This is a genomic window from Flavobacterium aquidurense, from assembly GCF_031458035.1.
GTDB classification, from domain to species: domain Bacteria; phylum Bacteroidota; class Bacteroidia; order Flavobacteriales; family Flavobacteriaceae; genus Flavobacterium; species Flavobacterium aquidurense_C.
In genome coordinates this window covers 1-18720 of record NZ_JAVDXR010000005.1, presented here as the reverse complement: position 1 = coordinate 18720, position 18720 = coordinate 1, and the positions used below count along the sequence as shown (strand labels likewise).

Sequence of the window (18720 nt, the reverse complement as noted above, 5' to 3'; positions counted from 1 at the left end):
CTAACCTTAAAACCACCTATATGAAAAAGTTTCTATTGCTTATTTTTATTTGTTTTGTACAAAATACATTTGCTCAATCTGGGAATACTGAAACTACAATTTCTATAGATGATAATAAGATTTATAGTGCTAATGTTTTAGACATTCAACCTGAATTTCCAGGAGGAGTAGATAAATTTCACAAATTTATTGACGAAAATTACACCACGCCAAAAGAAAAACCTAACCTGAAAGGAAAAATCTATGCTACTTTTGTTGTTGAAAAAGATGGCTCCCTGAAAGATATAAAAATCATAAGAGATCTTGGTTTTGGGACAGGAAATGAAGCTATTAGAGTTTTAAACTTATCTCCAAAATGGGCTCCTGGAAAACAGAACAATAAAGTTGTACGAGTTCTATTTTCTGTACCTATAGTCTTAAATTAAAATCTTTTCTAGTACTTTCTCACAAAAGTTTTCCCCAAATCAAACTTTATTATGAGTAAACTTCCAAATATAACTACCAGCATTTTTACGGTCATGTCAAAAATGGCAGCCGAATATAATGCGATTAATCTTTCTCAGGGATTTCCAAATTTTCCTGTTGATGAAAGACTGACAGATATAATTACAAAATTATCAAAGGAAAATGTTCATCAATATACACCCATGGCAGGATATCCGCCGTTGATGAATCAGATTGCAAAATTAATTCAGAGTTCATACAACAGAACAATTAATCCTGACTTAGAGCTTTTGGTTACCGCCGGAGCAACTCAGGGAATTTTTACGACTATTTTAGCTTTAGTTAAAACTGACGACGAAGTTATTATTCTTGATCCGAGTTACGATTCTTATGAATCTCCAGTTTTATTATGTAACGCAAAACCTGTTCGTGTTGCGTTAAACGATGATTACACGCCAAATTGGGAAACAATAGAAAAAGCTTGTAATTCAAAAAGCAAGATGATTATCATAAATAATCCGCATAATCCAACCGGGAAAATCTTAAACGAAAATGATTTTTTAGAACTTGAAAAATTACTTTCAAAATATCCTGATCTTTTAGTTTTGTCTGATGAAGTTTATGAATATATCACTTTTGAAGAAAAACACATTTCTGCTCATACCAAAAATTTTCTTTTAAATCGCTGTATTATGGTTTCCTCTTTCGGAAAATCATTTCATATTACAGGCTGGAAAATTGGCTACACCATTGCACCGGAATATTTAATGAAAGAAATCAAAAAAGTGCATCAGTTTTTGGTTTTTAGCGTGAACAGCATTTGTCAGGTTGCAATTAGTCAGTATTTAGATATTGTTGATGTAAATCTGCTTGGGAAATTCTATCAGGAAAAACGTGATTATTTTCAAAAATTACTTCAAAATAGCCGATTCGAATTAAAACCTTGCGAAGGAACTTATTTCCAAGTTGCTTCTTATGCCAATATTTCGCAAGACGATGATGTAACTTTCTGCAAAAAATTAATCACAGATCATGGCGTTGCAGCAATCCCTATTTCAACCTTTTATTCCGATCATAAAGATCAAAAATTAATTCGCTTTTGCTTTGCCAAAGATGACTTTACACTTGAGTCTGCAGCAATAAAACTATGTGATATATAAAATTTATCAAAATTTTATAACATTATTATGCATGCATCCTATTATTTTAATTAATATTGTAAAAAAAGAAAAGTATGAGCTATACAGATAAAATGTTGCGCGATGACGCCTTAAAAGGAAAAGTCATTGTAGTTACAGGTGGCGGAAGCGGTTTAGGAAAAGCCATGACTAAATATTTCTTAGAATTAGGAGCTCAGGTAGCAATTACTTCTAGAGATTTAGAAAAGCTAAAAAATACTGCTGCCGAACTTGAAACTGAAACCGGAGGAAAATGTTTACCACTTCAATGTGACGTTCGTCATTACGAAGAAGTAGAAAATATGCTTCAGGAAGTTTTAAAAGCTTTCGGAAAAGTAGATGTTCTTTTGAACAACGCTGCCGGAAATTTCATTTCGCCAACAGAACGTTTATCTGCAAATGCATTTGACACTGTTATAGATATCGTACTTAAAGGTTCTAAAAACTGTACACTGGCTTTTGGAAAACACTGGATTGACAGTAAACAAACATCAGCTACAATTTTAAATATTGTTACTACTTACGCCTGGACAGGTTCAGCGTATGTGGTTCCAAGCGCCACTGCAAAAGCAGGAGTTTTGGCAATGACGAGAAGTCTTGCCGTAGAATGGGCAAAATACGGAATTCGTTCTAACGCCATTGCTCCAGGACCATTCCCTACGAAAGGTGCCTGGGACAGATTATTGCCAGGAGATCTTGCTGAAAAATTTGATATGGCCAAAAAAGTGCCTTTGAAACGTGTTGGTGATCATCAGGAATTGGCAAATCTGGCCGCTTATTTAGTGTCTGATTTTTCAGCTTATGTAAATGGTGACGTTATTACAATTGATGGTGGCGAATGGTTAAAAGGAGCCGGACAATTCAATTTATTAGAAGCAATTCCAGAAGAACTTTGGGATCAGCTTGAAATGATGATAAAAGCTAAAAAGAATAAATAATTTTACGTGCTTACTAAATTCAGAATATTTTATTAAAACTATACTGATTGCACTAAATCCCGATGGCATTGCTGTCGGGATTTTTTTTATCATTTTCACCATATAAGTGATATAAGTTCAATTAAGTATGACTTTATGTAAAGATTCGTTTGTTTAAATTTACTAACATTACTTATATGGTTTAAATCAGTAATATGCTTAAACAATTCACATAAATTATTATTTTTGTCAAACAAATATATAACATCAATTTTATGCTCATTATTGGACTTGCAGGAGGAACAGGAAGTGGAAAAACAACAGTAGTACATCAAATCATGACCGAATTACCCGACACTGAAGTTGGTGTAATTTCTCAGGATTCTTATTACAAAGAAACAACCAATTTGTCTTTTGACGAAAGAGCATTAATTAATTTTGATCACCCACGATCTATTGATTTTGATTTACTGGTTAAGCATCTTAAAGCTTTAAAAGCAGGCGAAACCATTGATCAGCCCGTTTATTCTTTTATTCAGCATAACAGAACAGACGATACTGTAGCTACACATCCAAGAAAAGTAATGATTGTTGAAGGTATTTTAATCCTTACAAATCCGGAATTAAGAGAACTTTTTGACATCAAGATTTTCGTTCATGCCGATTCTGACGAAAGATTAGTGCGCCGTTTAAAAAGAGATATTTCAGAGCGTGGTCGTGATATTGACGAGGTTTTAAACCGTTATCAAAACACATTAAAACCTATGCATGAGCAATTTATCGAACCATCAAAAGCATTTGCAGACATCATTATTCCAAATGACAAATACAATACCGTTGCAATTGATGTAGTTCGTGCTGTAATTAATCAGCGAATTTTATAATTTTTATTGTAAATTTATTCCATAAAAATCAGGAGCTATTTCCCGCTCTCGCCTTTATCTTTTTATGGCAGAAAAAGCCACAAAAAGGATATCGGCTCCATCGGGGCTAGAAAACCACTCAAGATTCTAAGACACAATCGGTTAAATTAAAAATAAAAATGACAAACCCTTACAAAGACAAATCATGGTTCAAATTCCTGGGCAATAAATATGTTTGGGTGTTACTGTTTTTTGTCGTTTGGATGTTATTTTTAGACAACTACTCTTATTTTGATCATCGTTTTTTAGACAATCAAATTAATGAACTCGAAGATAATAAAGCCTATTATAAAGAGGAAATCAAAAAAGATCAGGAACAAATAAAACAACTTAAAAATCCTGAACAGATAGAAAAATATGCGCGCGAAAAGTACTTTATGAAAAAAGACAGCGAAGACATATACATCATTCATTTTGAAGGAGACACCATTCAAGATAAAGAATAATCAGAAAAAACCACCCGATGGCTACTACCCTATTCGACGATTTTAGTCCGATTTCATCCAAACAATGGAAACAAAAAATTCAGTTTGAATTAGATGGAGCAGATTACAACCAAACTGTAATTTGGAACTCTCCCGAAGACATTCAGGTAAAACCATTTTATCACAGAGACGAATTCTCTAAAGCAGCTCCGGTACAAACAAAAGCAGGTGATTTTAAAATCTGTCAAAATATATTTGTTTACGATATCGAGAAATCGATTCAAAGAGCCATTGACACTATTCAAAGAGGTGCCGAAAGTCTTCGTTTTACAATTCACAACGAAAAAATCGACATTGAAAAATTGTTAGAAAATCTTCCTTTAGAAAACAGAAACGTTTACTTCAATTTAAATTTTATTTCAATCGATTTCGTAAAAAAACTGGACGCTATTTCTTTACAAAAGAAAGCACATTTTTACTGTAATCTCGACCCGATTGGTTATTTCGCAAGAGAAGGAAACTGGCTGGCAACAACGGACAAAAATAATTTTGAAACGATTGAAAACATTTCAAAAATCACCAAAAATCTTTCTTTAGTAAGTATAGATCTTGGTTTGTATCAAAATGCCGGTGCAAATATAACCCAGCAAATTGCGTATAGTCTGGCGCACGCCAACGAATATTTAAATCGACTGACTAATATTCCAAAACAAATTGTTTTTCAGGTTTCGGTGGGAACGAATTATTTCTTTGAAATTGCCAAACTTCGTGCTCTGCGAATGCTTTTCAAATTAATTGCCGATGAATATAACTCCGATTTAGATTGCCACTTATTGGTTACACCAACCAAACGTAACAAAACGATTTACGATTATAACGTGAACATGCTTCGTACCACAACCGAATGTATGTCGGCCATTTTAGGTGGAGCCGATGCGGTTGCAAATTTGCCATATGACGCTTTATACCACAAAGACAATGAATTTGGCGATCGTATTGCCAGAAATCAATTGCTGGTTTTAAAACACGAAAGTTATTTCGATAAAGTTGATAATCCCGCAGATGGAAGTTATTATATTGAAAGTTTAACGATGCAATTGGCCGAAAAATCTTTGACACTTTTTAAAGATATTGAAGCAAACGGAGGTTTTTTAAAATTGCTGAACGACGGAAGTATCAAAAAGAAAATTCAGGAAAGTGCCGCCAAAGAGCAGGAATTATTCGATTCAAGAAAAGAAGTTTTATTGGGGACGAATAAATATCCAAATAAAGACGACAAAATGAAACACGATTTAGAATTGTTTCCTTTTGTAAAAATAAAACCAAGAAAGACATTAATTACACCCATTATAGAAAAAAGATTGGCCGAAAAACTGGAACAGGAAAGACTTGAGCTAGAATAAAAATAATTTTCAAATCGTTATATTTCAATATAAACCAAAATAATTATGGAAGCATTTAGACAAATACTATCGGTTAAAAATCATTCTGTAACCGTTATTCTCCCAGATGATTTTATAGCAGAGGAAGTAGAAGTAATTATTTTACCTGTACAAAATGACCATTACAAAATTCCGCAATGGCAAATTGATCAAGTTAGGGAACGAACAGAAAACTATTTAAAAAATCCTAAGAATGTTACTGACATTGATGATTTTTTAAAAGAAATTGAAGATGATTTATAAAATAGTAATTATTGAAGAAGCTAAAATAGATTATAAAAAATCTTTGCTTTGGTATAAAGACATACATCCAAAATTAGCCATTAAATTTAATGATTCATTTCAAAAAAGTATAGCAATCCTTAAAAAAGATCCCTTGTCAATTCAAATAAGATATGACAATATTCGAATCATATTTTTGAAAACTTTTCCCTACGCGATACATTATTCGATTTATGAAAATTGTGTCGTTATTAAATCCATTTTTCACACATCAAGAGATAGTGAATTAAACGTATTCTAAATAATATTTTTTACCATTGAGAAAAGACCTTAAACATATTAATCTGAACAGTCAAAAGTTAAAAGCAGAAAGTCAAAAGTCGGAAGATTTGACGAACAGCTTTTTAACGGCAGAAGGAATCGAGCTTAAAAAAAACTACTCTGAAAAAGACATTGAGAATTTAGAATTTCTTGATTTCGGAGCTGGTTATGCGCCTAATTTACGCGGGCCTTACGCAACCATGTATGTGAGACGCCCGTGGACTATTCGCCAATATGCAGGATTTTCAACCGCCGAAGAAAGTAATGCTTTTTACAGAAGAAACTTAGCTGCCGGACAAAAAGGACTTTCAATTGCTTTTGATTTGCCAACACATCGTGGTTACGATTCAGATCACGAAAGAGTGGTTGGTGATGTGGGAAAAGCAGGTGTCGCAATTGATTCTGTTGAAGATATGAAAGTATTGTTCGATCAGATTCCTTTGGATGAAATGTCGGTTTCAATGACGATGAATGGAGCTGTTTTACCCATTATGGCTTTCTATATCGTGGCAGCAGAAGAACAAGGCGTCGCGATTGAAAAACTTTCGGGAACTATCCAAAATGATATTTTGAAAGAGTTCATGGTACGTAATACTTATATTTATCCGCCAACTCCTTCAATGAAAATCATTGCCGATATTTTTGAATTTACGAGTAAAAAAATGCCCAAATTCAATTCAATCTCAATTTCAGGTTACCACATGCAGGAAGCCGGTGCAACTGCAGATATTGAATTAGCATACACTTTAGCCGATGGTTTAGAATACATCAGAACGGGATTATCAACCGGCATGACAATTGATGAGTTTGCTCCTCGCCTTTCTTTCTTTTGGGCCATTGGCATGAATCATTTTATGGAGATTGCCAAGATGAGAGCAGGCCGAATGATTTGGGCAAAATTAATTCAGCAATTTAATCCTAAAAGTGATAAATCATTAGCATTAAGAACCCATTGCCAGACAAGTGGATGGAGTTTAACAGAACAAGATCCTTTTAATAATGTAGCCAGAACTTGTATTGAAGCAACTGCTGCTGCTTTTGGAGGGACACAATCTTTACATACGAATGCGCTTGACGAAGCAATTGCTTTGCCAACTGATTTTTCGGCGAGAATTGCCCGTAATACACAGATTTTTTTACAGGAAGAAACTAAAATTACCAAAACTGTTGATCCTTGGGCAGGAAGTTATTATGTTGAAAGCCTAACGAATGAAGTTGCAGAAGCGACATGGAAATTAATTGAAGAGGTAGAAGCATTAGGCGGAATGACAAAAGCCATTGAAGCCGGAATTCCGAAACTTCGAATTGAGGAAGCCGCCGCCAGAAAACAAGCAAAAATTGACAGCGGAGAAGATATTATTGTGGGCGTAAATCAATTTAGATTAGAAAAAGAAGATCCGTTGCATATTTTGGATGTAGACAATCAAATGGTTCGCAAGCAGCAAATTGAACGTCTTGACGAAATAAAAGCAAAAAGAAATACTGAAAAAGTAAATCAATCACTGGAAAAATTAATTCATTGTGCCAAAACCGGCCAAGGAAACTTATTAGAAATTGCGACTGAGGCTGCCCGTGAAAGAGCAACTTTGGGTGAAATCAGCGATGCTCTGGAAAGTGTTTTTGGTAGATTCAAAGCGCAAATCAAATCTTTTAGCGGTGTGTATAGTGCAGCAATAAAAAACGACGAGAATTTTGAAAAGGCAAAACAATTAGCAGATGCCTTTGCCAAACAAGAAGGAAGACGTCCCAGAATTATGATTGCAAAAATGGGACAAGATGGACATGATCGCGGTGCAAAAGTTGTCGCCACAGGTTATGCCGATGTAGGTTTTGATGTTGACATAGGTCCACTATTTCAAACTCCTGCTGAAGCTGCCAAACAAGCTATCGAAAACGACGTACATATTTTAGGTGTTTCATCATTAGCAGCCGGACATAAAACATTGGTTCCGCAAGTTATTGACGAACTTAAAAAATATGGACGTGAAGATATTATGGTTATTGTTGGAGGAGTAATTCCGGTGCAGGACTATCAATACTTATTTGATGCCGGCGCTGTTGCCATTTTTGGACCAGGAACTAAAATTAGTGAAGCGGCGATCAAAATATTAGAAATATTAATTGACTAAATTTAGAGCATAAAAAAATCCCGATAATTCGGGATTTTTTATGCTTTTTAATTCTTTTAATCGTTTATTGTAGCATTACTATCTGCTTCAATATGAGATAAATCATAACCACCAAAGGCTTTCATGTAGCTTCTTAACGAAGTTCCGTAGGCATCTCTAAAATACCTCGTTCCTCGATTTTTGAAGAAACTTTTAACTGATCCTGCTCCGCCTAAATGTGCTGCAGCTAAAATTCCGGATTCGGTAATTGCAACGCCATTAATAATCTTTCCTTCATACTTTTCGATTTCATTACGCAAAATCCATTTGTTTTTGGATAATAACGCAATAAATGCTTTTTCCTGTAATGCGGGATTCTTTAAAAAGGCTTTGTCATTGCGAACACCGATAGCTCTTAAGGCTTCAGAACCAAACTGGTATTTTCCCATGTAACCAAGAGAATTTACTTTTCGGTATTTTCCCTGCGACTCTTTAAAAGCAACTGCTTCTTTAAAACCTACGAGATGATTTCCGGTGTAAGGAACGTTTAGATTGTTTGATTCAGGATAGTCATCCTTGTCTTGCGATGGAAATATGTATTCTGATCCATCTGTTTTTTCTATTAGAAACCAAGGTTTTGTTTCTATATTAAAGGGTTTAAACCCCAAAGTTAAAAATGTAATAATAACGATTAAACTCGCATAAAAATACCATTTCTTTATCATAAATTGTTTTTCTTCAAGACGCTGTCACCCTCTGAAATTTCTACGGTGCAAAGATAAGTAAAAACAAATAATACTGTTAATCAACAACTTAACCATTTCAACCAATTTAAAATTATACTGTAATCCCTTTATTGATACAGTTTACGAGGATTAATGCAAACTATTTATCACCCGCTAAAACCACCTGAAAATAAATTTGAAAAATGTCATTTTTACCAATTTTTTAGCAAATTTGTTAAAATAACACTATTAAACTTACAATATTTACACTTTTTTTATGGTTAATTCAGTGTGATTTAACTTCATTTTTTACTTTTATTTCAAAAAAAAGAATAATTCGTTCCTTATTTTTGATTATAATTTTTAAAATTGACTCATAGAATGCGAAGCCAATAAATCTAGATCTTTTTTTAGCCGATTGTAAACACAAAAAAACCGAAGTTTTTAAGCTTCGGTTTATAGTGAATCAATAGAGAATAAACTATCTGGTTACTCCCTGACTTGCGATCCAGTCTGAATATTTTTTTGCATTTACGTTGTGTTCTGCTAAAGTTGCCGCAAATTCGTGGTATCCAAAACGTTCTACACTAGCACAAAAATAGATGTAGTCGTTTTTTTCCGGATTTAAAACTGCTTCAAGAGCCGTAATATCCGGCATTGCGATTGGTCCCGGAGGAAGTCCAATGTTCACGTAAGTGTTATATGGAGATTTCATAACTAAGTCATTGTAAAACACTCTTTTGATAACCTGATCAAAATTATTATCTCTTAATTTTAAAGCATAAATTACTGTCGGATCTGCTTGCAGCGGCATTGCTAAACGCAAACGGTTTAAATAAACACCGGCAATTCTTGGTCTTTCGTCTTTTTTAACTGATTCTTTATGAACAATTGAAGCCAAAATAGTAGCCTGAACCGGGGTTAAGCCTTGTGCTTTTGCTTCAGCAATTCTTTTATCCGTCCAGAAATTGTGATATTCTTTGATCATTTTATCACGGAATTTCTCAGCAGAAGTATTCCAATAAACCTCGTAAGTATTTGGAATAAACATGGCGAATACATTGTCTTCATTAAAACCGTTAGCTGCCATGAAAGTTGAATCTTTAATAGCTTTCATTAAAGATAAACTGTCAGCCTCGATTTCAGAACCAACTCTTCCCGCAAAATTCTCTAAACGTTCCTGATTGTTAAAAGCTAATTTTACCGGAACATTTGCACGCATTGCACGAACCAAATCGATATTATTCATATCTTTTTTAAGTAAAAAACGACCCGATTTTACATTGTCAGGATAGTTTCTTTTATTGGCTACCATTTCGAAATTGTCGAAATTTTTGATGTAAGGTTCTAATATCTTTTTTACGTCAGTATAATTTGCTCCGGTAGGAACATAAACGTAAAGTTCTTTTTCTTCGAATTTAGTGTTGGAACTAAAAATTCTGCTGATTAAAATGAATCCGTAAACCATTAAAACCGAAATTACGGCTACGGCAGTTATCGTAATAATTTTTTTTAAGCTCAAAGTTTATATTTTAAATTTGTTTGTTAATTAACTGAAAAATTGCTTCGTCTTGATAGTGGTTATTCAGCAAAATCCAATCTTTTTTTATTCCAATTTTCTCAAAACCAAATTTAGTAAAAAGAGCTATACTTGCTGCATTTTCTACACTAATATTTGCATAAAGCTGATGCAGATTTAAATTATAAAAGGAATAGTTAATCAGCAACTCTAATGCTTCAGAACCAATATTTTGGTTTCTGTTTTCTATATTTTGTATCACAATACCCACACCCGCCCTATTATTTTTAGGATCAAATTCAAATAAATCTATTAATCCAATCGCAGGAAAATCTTCATCCTGACAAATAGCCAATCGCAATTGTTTAGCCTCATAAATGTCCTGCTGTGCATTTTCCAGATATTGACGAACTAAAAAACGGCTATAAGGTGTATAGGTATTACTAACTTCCCAAATGCTCTGATCATTTTCCATGGCATACACAAACTCCAAATCATTTGGTTCTAATGCACGAAGATAAATAGTTTTGCCTTTGAGTGTTATCATTTCAATATTTTAGATTTTAGATTTTAAATTTTAGAATGTAGAATGCAGATTCTAGATTGCAAACTTTGGAATTGGAATTTGAAATTTAAAAAATTGGAATTTATATCTCTATTGTTCCTTTAAAAACAAATTTTGCTGGTCCAGTTAAGAAAACATTTGAAAAATGATCTCCAATTTTATCAAAAGAAACAACCAATTTTCCACCTTCAACATTTAAATTGATAGATGTTTTATCCGTTTCTCCAATTGCATTCATTGCAATTGCAACCGCAGTTACTCCTGTTCCACAGGCTAAAGTTTCATCTTCAACACCTCTTTCATAAGTACGAACTGAAAAAGTATCCTCATCAATTTTCTTCACAAAATTAACATTGCTTCCTTTTTCGCCATATAGTTCACCGTAGCGAATCGATGCTCCGTTATCTTTTACATTATAATTTTTCAAATCTTCAACAATCTGCACGTGATGTGGTGAACCAGTATTCAAAAAAGTATAAGAATCTTTCTTTTGTATTTCATCAACATCAATCATTTGCAGCGAAACAATGGCATCATCTCCAACAGAAGCGTGATGCAAACCATCGGTTGCCATAAAAATTGCCTGACTGTTGATAACGCCTAATTGATTAGCAAAAGCTACTAAACAACGACCACCATTACCACACATCGAACTTTCGTTTCCGTCAGAATTGTAATACACCATTCTGAAATCTGTATCCGAATCATTTTCCAGTAAAATAAGTCCGTCTGCGCCAATACCAAATCTTCGGTCGCATAAACGTTCAATCAGTTGAATATCTTCTTTTGGAAAGAAATTTGCACGATTGTCTATCATCACAAAATCGTTCCCGGTACCCTGATATTTATAAAATTCTAGTTGCATTTTTAGTCTATTAAATAACTACAAAAGTACGAACTATTAATTAATGAAATGTTAATGATTGTTAAAGAGCGTTAAACCGTTTTATCAAATAATTTTTTGCTTTAATTTTACGTTAGTAACTTAAACATAAATTGTAATTATGAAAAGATTTTCAACCTTATTTTTAGTGTCATTACTGAGTGGTGCTACTACACTTGGTGCTTACAAATTATTATTTGATGGCAACAATTCTTTTTTTGGAAGAGAAAATTCTGTTGTTACTCTCGCCCCAAATTCATTCGGCAGGAATGTAGCGCTATCTGCTGAAACGGTAGATTTTACTGCAGCCGCAGACAAGACAATTCATACTGTAGTTCACGTAAAAAATGTTTCGAGAAGAACAGTCAGCAATCCGATGATGGAATTTTTCTACGGATATGGCGGTCAACAACAACAGGAACAAGTAGGAACTGGTTCTGGTGTTATTATTTCTGAAGATGGATACATTGTGACCAACAATCACGTAATTAAAGATGCTTCTGAAATTGAAATTACCTTAAACAACAAAAAATCATACACGGCGAAATTGATTGGTACCGACTCAAAAATGGACATCGCTCTATTAAAAATCAATGCCGATGAAAAACTCCCATATACTGCTTTTGCAAATTCTGACAATGTAAAAATTGGCGAATGGGTTTTGGCAGTTGGCAATCCTTACAACTTAACTTCAACCGTAACTGCCGGAATTGTTTCGGCGAAAGCCAGAAACTTAGATACTAGCGGAATTCAGTCATTCATTCAGACTGATGCCGCTGTAAATCCTGGAAATAGCGGTGGAGCGTTAGTAAATACAAGAGGAGAATTAATTGGAATCAACACTATGATTTCATCGATGACGGGCTCTTATGTTGGATATTCATTTGCAGTCCCGTCTAATATCGCCAGAAAAATTATCGAAGACATTATGGAATTCGGCAATGTTCAAAGAGGTATTTTAGGTGTTGAAGGTGGTGAATTAAATAGTACTGCATCAAAAGAATTAGGAGTTTCTCAAACACAAGGATTTTATATTAGTAAAGTTTCTAAAAATTCCGGAGCCGAAAAAGCTGGCCTTTCAAAAGGAGATATTATCGTAAAATTAGATGATCAAAACATCGCAACTTATGCTGATCTTTCAGGTTATATTAACACGAAACGACCAAACGATGTTGTCAAAGTTACTTATATGAAAGATGGACAAACGAAAACAGTTCCGGTAACTTTAAGTAAAAATGAATTTTTCAGCACCGAGTTTAAAGGTATTGAATTAGAAAATATTGATGCCGCTGATAAGAAGAAATTCAGAATTGATTATGGTGTAAAAATTAAAAACATAACCAATGACAATTTAATGCAATATCAAAATGAACTGCAAGGCAATATCATTTTGAGCATCGACAATGTAAAAGCAACAAATGTTGAAACCGTTTCGAAACTTTTAAGCAAAAAAGATGAAGGACAAAGTGTTCGAATCGAAATGATAAATAAAAATGGAGAAATCTTCAGAATAATTATTTAATTATAGTCGCAGTTTTCAGTCACAGTTTTCAGTTTCCTAAAGAATGAATACTGGGACTGAGACCGAAAACTAGTTAAAAACCCTATCATAAAAAGTCACCTGAAGAAATAAGGTGGCTTTTTTATTTTTAAAAATAAATCACAAAATAGTTTACGAAATCGATTGAAATGGATACTTTTGCGCCAAATTTTAAAATAGTGAGCATTTTATTTTTTTCAATTTAATCAATTATGAGTAAAAAATCTTTGTACCAAAAAGAGGTATCGTTACAAGTCGACCGAAGAAGAGCTGGAGTCGAATTAATAAAAGTCATAAGTGATTTATGGTATGACAAATCCATTGAAATGGTTTTATTTAAAAACCAATTGTTGGATAAAAATGTCAGTGACATAATCAATTTGCATCAATATGCAGGCGAATTCGTAGGCAAACCTATCAGCGTTTTTGATTCTGTTGAAATTGCAAAAGTAATTTTGACATTAGATTTTCCACCTGCAAAATTAGATCTAGGAAAACTTACCTACGAATATCTTTTAGAAGAAGATAAATATCCAGATGCAAGATATTTTGTAATGGAAAAATTGAAAAAAGCCAAATCAACCAAAGAAATTCAACCAAAAGATGTTGTTTTATACGGCTTTGGAAGAATTGGACGTTTGTTAGCCAGAGAGTTAATGTCAAAAACGGGCAAAGGAAACCAATTGCGTTTGAGAGCAATTGTAACCCGCGACAAAAATGATGCATCAATTTTAGAGAAAAGAGCTTCTCTTTTAAGATATGATTCAATACATGGAGATTTTCAGGGTTCAGTAATTGCTGATCCAAAGAATAATGCTTTAATCATTAACGGAACCACCGTTCACATTATAAGTGCCAATACTCCGGAAGAAATAGACTATACACAATACGGAATAAATGATGCTTTAGTTATTGATAATACCGGGGCTTTTACATCAGAAGAAACTTTAAAAAGGCATTTAATTTCAAAAGGGGTTGGCAAAGTATTATTGACAGCACCAGGAAAAGGAATTCCGAATATCGTTCATGGTGTTAATCACAATGAATACAATCCAGACGATACAAATATTTTTTCGGCGGCTTCATGCACAACAAATGCTATTACTCCAATTTTAAAAGTAATTGAAGATACTTTAGGTGTTACAAAAGGTCATTTAGAAACCATTCATGCGTATACAAATGACCAGAATCTGGTTGATAATATGCATAAAAAATACCGACGCGGCAGAGCAGCAGCGCTAAATATGGTTATTACCGAAACTGGCGCAGGAAGTGCAGTGGCAAAAGCAATACCTTCGCTTGAAGGAAAACTGACTTCAAATGCTATTCGTGTTCCGGTTCCAAACGGTTCTTTGGTAGTTCTAAATTTAGAAGTTAAAAAAGCAACGTCAATTCCCGCTATTAATAAAATCATGAAAAAATATGCTCTGGAAGGTGAGCTTGTAGAGCAAATTAAATACTCTTTGAATAATGAATTGGTTTCTTCTGATATAGTAGGAACTTCTGCTCCATCAATCTATGATAGCAATGCAACAATTGTATCTAAAGATGGAAAAAATATTGTGCTTTATATTTGGTATGACAACGAATATGGCTATAGTCATCAAGTAATTCGTTTAGCAAAATATATTGCCAAAGTAAGACGTTTTACCTACTATTAATATAAAACCAAAACCACTATTGCTTAAAACCATCAAGTTTCTTGATGGTTTTTTGTTTGAATTAAATCGGCAAAACCGTTGTACTTTTAACTTCAGAGATTACAAAAACCGTATTAATAAGAGAAACTTCTGGTAAAATTGATAGTTTCTTTTGATGAAAATGGTGATAACTTTCCATATCCGGAATGATAATTTTAAGCATATAATCAAAATTTCCGGACACATAATTGCATTCCACTACTTCTGGTAAATTCAAAATCGATTGATTAAATCCTTCAGAAGTATCATAAGTCTGTTTTGTTAAGGTAACCTGACAATAAACAGTAAGGTTATTTCCGAGTTTTTTCTTGTTTAAAATTGAAACATATTTCTCTATAACCCCCTCTTTCTCAAGACGTTTAACCCTATCATGAACCGGTGTAAGGGACAGATTTATTTTATTTGCAATGTCCTTTAAAGTATAATGGGCATTTTCCTGCAAAAGTCGTAAGATTTTTTTGTCAATTTCATCTAAAGCCATAACGAAAACGTTTTCTTTAATTAGTAAAATTTAGTCATTTTTTCTTTTTTGAGAATCTAAAATCGATTCAAAAAGAATATTTTTCTGTAAAAGTATAAAATAAAATAATATTTTCTTATTTATAAGACCAATATCATTAATATATTCTCTATCTGTAGCTTTGTAAAATAAATTCAATAAAATTTAAAAATATAACGATATGATAATAGGTGTTCCAAAAGAAATAAAAAACAACGAAAATCGTGTAGCATTAACTCCAGCTGGAGTTTCTGAAATGAAAAAACATGGGCATACAGTTTATGTTCAAGCGACTGCAGGTTTAGGAAGTGGATTTAGCGATGATGAATATGCAAGTGCCGGCGCTGTAGTTTTAGGAACTATTGAAGAGGTATATGCTATTGCTGAAATGATCATTAAAGTAAAAGAGCCTATTGCTTCTGAATATCCTTTAATCAAAAAAGATCAGTTACTTTTCACTTACTTTCACTTTGCTTCATCAGAACCATTAACTCATGCAATGCTTGAAAAAGGTGCTGTATGTTTAGCTTACGAAACAGTTGAAAAAGCAGATCGTAGTTTACCATTATTAGTGCCAATGTCTGAAGTTGCTGGTCGTATGGCTATTCAGCAAGGAGCAAAATATCTTGAAAAACCATTAAAAGGAAGAGGAATCCTTTTAGGTGGTGTTCCAGGTGTACCGCCAGCTAAAGTATTAGTTTTAGGTGGAGGAATCGTAGGAACTCAGGCTGCAAAAATGGCTGCTGGTTTAGGAGCACAAGTAACTATTATGGATTTAAGTTTGCCACGTTTACGTCAACTTGACGATATCATGCCGGCAAACGTAAATACAGAAATGTCTAACCATTATAACATTACAAGAGCAATTGCTGATGCCGATTTAATTGTTGGCGCGGTTTTAATTCCAGGTGCAAAAGCACCTCACTTAATTACTCGTGACATGCTTAAATTAATGCGTCCGGGAACTGTTGTAGTTGACGTTGCTGTTGACCAGGGAGGTTGCATCGAAACTTGTACACCAACAACTCACGAAAACCCAACTTTTATCATTGATGATATTGTTCACTACTGCGTAGCTAATATGCCAGGAGCTGTTCCTTACACATCAACTTTAGCTTTAACAAATGCTACTTTACCTTACGCTGTTCAATTAGCAAATAAAGGATGGGAAAAAGCTTGTAACGAAAACGAAGAATTGAAAAAAGGACTAAACATTGCTAATGGAAAAATCCTTTACAAAGGAGTTGCTGAAGCTTGGAATCTTCCTTACAACGAAGAATTAGTGTTAGCAAACGCATAGTGCTAACATCATAATAAGTGCTTACTAAAACACTATTAAAAGGTTTTTCTTAATTGAAAAGCCTTTTTTTTGAGCATAAAAAAACCTGTCATAAAATAATGACAGGTTTAACTTTATGTAGAAATAGAAAAAATTATTTTTTCTTATTTTTTCTCACCCTTCTCGATTTTCTCATCTAAAACTTCCTGCAGTACTTTTGCCTCAGTTCCATTAGGAAAAGCAACCTTAATCTTTTGCGCTATAGTTGGAGCAATTTCTGTGATAGCTTTTTTATCGTATGATTCTCCCTTTTTAATATGCCATCCGTAAAATATAGCCGGCACATGAGTATCATAACTGTAAGGTGTACCATGTGAAGTTCCTGTAGCCGAATATTCAATATCACCAGGTTTATCAATGACAACCATATCACCATCCTGAGTAACATCATATCCTTTTGCTACAAAGTTTAAATAATAATCATTTCCGGAATTAGCCAGAATTTCTTCTTCAGTATAAACTCTTTTAACTTGAGGCTGTGAAATCAAAAATTCTTTAAATGCTTTTTTTACATTCGCTAATTCCAAACCTTTATCTTTCATAACTTGCTTATTGAAGAAAATATTAAAATTAGAGTAATTCAGAATTAAGTCCACACCGAAAGTCTTAACTGAAAAATCTTGTAAACTTTTTTTAACATCTTTGGATGGATAATTGTCTACATTATATTTACGATCTTTTAGATAGATAACATTTTCAGCACCAGCATGATCGGCAGTTAAGAAAAGCAAGTAATTTCCTTTCCCAACTGTTTTATCCAAATAAGCCAAGAAGTCAGCTATAGTTTCATCCAATCTTAAATAAGTGTCTTGAAGTTCCATTGAACGTGGCCCAAGTAAATGTCCAACATAATCTGTAGATGAGAAACTAACCGTTAAAAAGTCAGTAATATTATCTTTTCCTAAATCCTCTTTTTCAATAGCTTTCTTTGCAAATTCTGCCAGTAAATCATTTCCAAAAGGAGTAGCTCTTAGAATTCCTGCATCATTTTTTTCGTACATAGTTTTCAAATCATACGGAAAAACAGGTGCGGCACTACCATATAGTTTACCCTCATAAGGATTATTGTCTGGCAAACTTTCATTATAAGTCGAAGCTGGTTTATACAAATCCCAACCTTTATTAATATACGACATATAATGCTTCTCATTATTAAACTGAGTCACCCATTCCGGTAATTTTTCACCATAAAAAGTACTAGAAATAAAAGAGCCTGTTTTACTGTACCAAAATGCCCAATTTGCAAAATGACCCGCAGGCAAAATTGCACCACGGTCTTTAAGACTAATTCCGATAACTTTACCTTCAAAGTTGGTAGCCATTCTTACTTCATCGGTAATAGTAGTACTTTGAAGATTTTTAGGAGACATTGCACCTTCTTCAGGTGTACCATCACCAACAGTTTTCACACCTGCATCATCTGTACAATACATTTCTTTACCAGCTGTTCTACTATACCACTCATTACCAACAATTCCGTGTGTTGCTGGAGTCGTACCGGTATAAATTGAAGCATGCCCCGGAGCAGTGTAAGTTGGCATATAATTATAATGCATATTTTGAAAAGTATATCCATTATTCATTAATCTCTTAAAACCATTCGGAGAAAAATCATCTGAAAATCGATACAAATATTCCATTTTCATTTGATCCACTACAATACCTACAACCAACTTAGGGCGTTGTTGAGCACTTAAATTTGAGATAACAAACAATGTCAACAATACAATACTTTTTTTCATACTTAAATTATAATATTTACACAAAAATACTGATTCGCATTTAAAATGGCTAACCAAGGCTAAATTAAAACCCAAAATTGATTTTTATTTAACAAAAACAAGATGATATATTGTTGATAGAATACATATAATCTGGGCGTTTCCCTCCGGGCCGGGCTGTCCGCTATATCTTTTGCGATTGTGGTTTTGAGTTTAAATGAAGGTTTTTAGGTATCGCAAAAGGATGCC

The 18720-nt window shown here is 33.6% G+C and carries 17 protein-coding genes; 11 read left to right on the top strand and 6 right to left on the bottom strand.

Features of this window, described 5'->3' with window-relative positions:
• Positions 1–20: 20 nt before the first annotated feature.
• The 8 genes from J2X17_RS09330 to scpA all read left to right on the top strand — a co-directional run bounded on the left by J2X17_RS09330 (position 21) and on the right by scpA (position 8001).
• Positions 21–425 (top strand): energy transducer TonB, encoded by a 405-nt coding sequence (locus J2X17_RS09330; protein WP_310296822.1) that lies wholly within the window; start codon positions 21–23, stop codon positions 423–425.
• Positions 426–476: 51 nt separating this feature from the next.
• Positions 477–1604: a methionine aminotransferase gene (locus J2X17_RS09325; protein WP_310296821.1), complete on the top strand. Its 1128-nt coding sequence runs from the start codon at positions 477–479 to the stop codon at positions 1602–1604.
• A 74-nt stretch (positions 1605–1678) separates the two neighbouring features.
• Entirely contained in the window at positions 1679–2560 is an 882-nt protein-coding gene (locus tag J2X17_RS09320) for an SDR family oxidoreductase (RefSeq protein ID WP_310296819.1), read from the top strand.
• A gap of 254 nt (positions 2561–2814) precedes the next feature.
• On the top strand, positions 2815–3423 hold the full coding sequence (udk, locus tag J2X17_RS09315) for a uridine kinase (protein ID WP_310296817.1): 609 nt from the start codon (positions 2815–2817) through the stop codon (positions 3421–3423).
• 158 nt (positions 3424–3581) lie between these two features.
• A complete protein-coding gene (locus J2X17_RS09310) occupies positions 3582–3908 on the top strand; it encodes an FtsB family cell division protein (RefSeq protein ID WP_310296815.1) in 327 nt (108 codons plus the stop codon).
• A gap of 17 nt (positions 3909–3925) precedes the next feature.
• Entirely contained in the window at positions 3926–5290 is a 1365-nt protein-coding gene (locus J2X17_RS09305) for a methylmalonyl-CoA mutase subunit beta (protein ID WP_310296814.1), read from the top strand.
• Positions 5291–5335: 45 nt separating this feature from the next.
• On the top strand, positions 5336–5572 hold the full coding sequence (locus J2X17_RS09300; protein WP_310296812.1) for a hypothetical protein: 237 nt from the start codon (positions 5336–5338) through the stop codon (positions 5570–5572).
• 296 nt (positions 5573–5868) lie between these two features.
• Positions 5869–8001 (top strand): methylmalonyl-CoA mutase, encoded by a 2133-nt coding sequence (scpA, locus tag J2X17_RS09295; protein ID WP_310296811.1) that lies wholly within the window; start codon positions 5869–5871, stop codon positions 7999–8001.
• 56 nt (positions 8002–8057) lie between these two features.
• On the opposite strand, the gene J2X17_RS09290 is transcribed toward scpA, so the two are convergent.
• The 4 genes from J2X17_RS09290 to dapF all read right to left on the bottom strand — a co-directional run bounded on the left by J2X17_RS09290 (position 8058) and on the right by dapF (position 11654).
• Positions 8058–8705 carry a peptidoglycan-binding protein LysM gene (locus tag J2X17_RS09290; RefSeq protein WP_310296809.1) on the bottom strand — a complete coding sequence of 216 codons (648 nt, stop codon included), beginning with the start codon at positions 8703–8705 and terminating at the stop codon, positions 8058–8060.
• Positions 8706–9186: 481 nt separating this feature from the next.
• A complete protein-coding gene (gene mltG / locus J2X17_RS09285; protein ID WP_310296807.1) occupies positions 9187–10227 on the bottom strand; it encodes an endolytic transglycosylase MltG in 1041 nt (346 codons plus the stop codon).
• Between the two features lie 10 nt (positions 10228–10237).
• The gene (locus tag J2X17_RS09280; protein ID WP_310296804.1) at positions 10238–10771 is read right to left on the bottom strand and encodes a GNAT family N-acetyltransferase; all 534 of its coding nucleotides are present in this window, start codon (positions 10769–10771) and stop codon (positions 10238–10240) included.
• 100 nt (positions 10772–10871) lie between these two features.
• Positions 10872–11654 carry a diaminopimelate epimerase gene (gene dapF / locus J2X17_RS09275; RefSeq protein ID WP_310296802.1) on the bottom strand — a complete coding sequence of 261 codons (783 nt, stop codon included), beginning with the start codon at positions 11652–11654 and terminating at the stop codon, positions 10872–10874.
• A 139-nt stretch (positions 11655–11793) separates the two neighbouring features.
• Here dapF and J2X17_RS09270 point away from each other — a divergent pair, with 139 nt between their 5' ends.
• A complete protein-coding gene (locus J2X17_RS09270; protein WP_310296800.1) occupies positions 11794–13194 on the top strand; it encodes a S1C family serine protease in 1401 nt (466 codons plus the stop codon).
• Between the two features lie 230 nt (positions 13195–13424).
• Positions 13425–14873 carry a glyceraldehyde-3-phosphate dehydrogenase gene (locus J2X17_RS09265; RefSeq protein WP_310296799.1) on the top strand — a complete coding sequence of 483 codons (1449 nt, stop codon included), beginning with the start codon at positions 13425–13427 and terminating at the stop codon, positions 14871–14873.
• 61 nt (positions 14874–14934) lie between these two features.
• Here the strand turns inward: J2X17_RS09265 and J2X17_RS09260 are convergent, their stop codons facing one another.
• Entirely contained in the window at positions 14935–15393 is a 459-nt protein-coding gene (locus tag J2X17_RS09260) for an Lrp/AsnC family transcriptional regulator (RefSeq protein ID WP_041516998.1), read from the bottom strand.
• 199 nt (positions 15394–15592) lie between these two features.
• On the opposite strand from J2X17_RS09260, the gene ald reads away from it, so the two are divergent.
• Complete coding sequence (ald, locus tag J2X17_RS09255) at positions 15593–16711, top strand: alanine dehydrogenase (RefSeq protein WP_310296795.1); 1119 nt, start codon at positions 15593–15595, stop codon at positions 16709–16711.
• Between the two features lie 143 nt (positions 16712–16854).
• Here ald and pafA read toward each other — a convergent pair whose 3' ends face one another.
• Positions 16855–18492: an alkaline phosphatase PafA gene (gene pafA, locus J2X17_RS09250; protein WP_310296794.1), complete on the bottom strand. Its 1638-nt coding sequence runs from the start codon at positions 18490–18492 to the stop codon at positions 16855–16857.
• Positions 18493–18720: the final 228 nt, after the last annotated feature.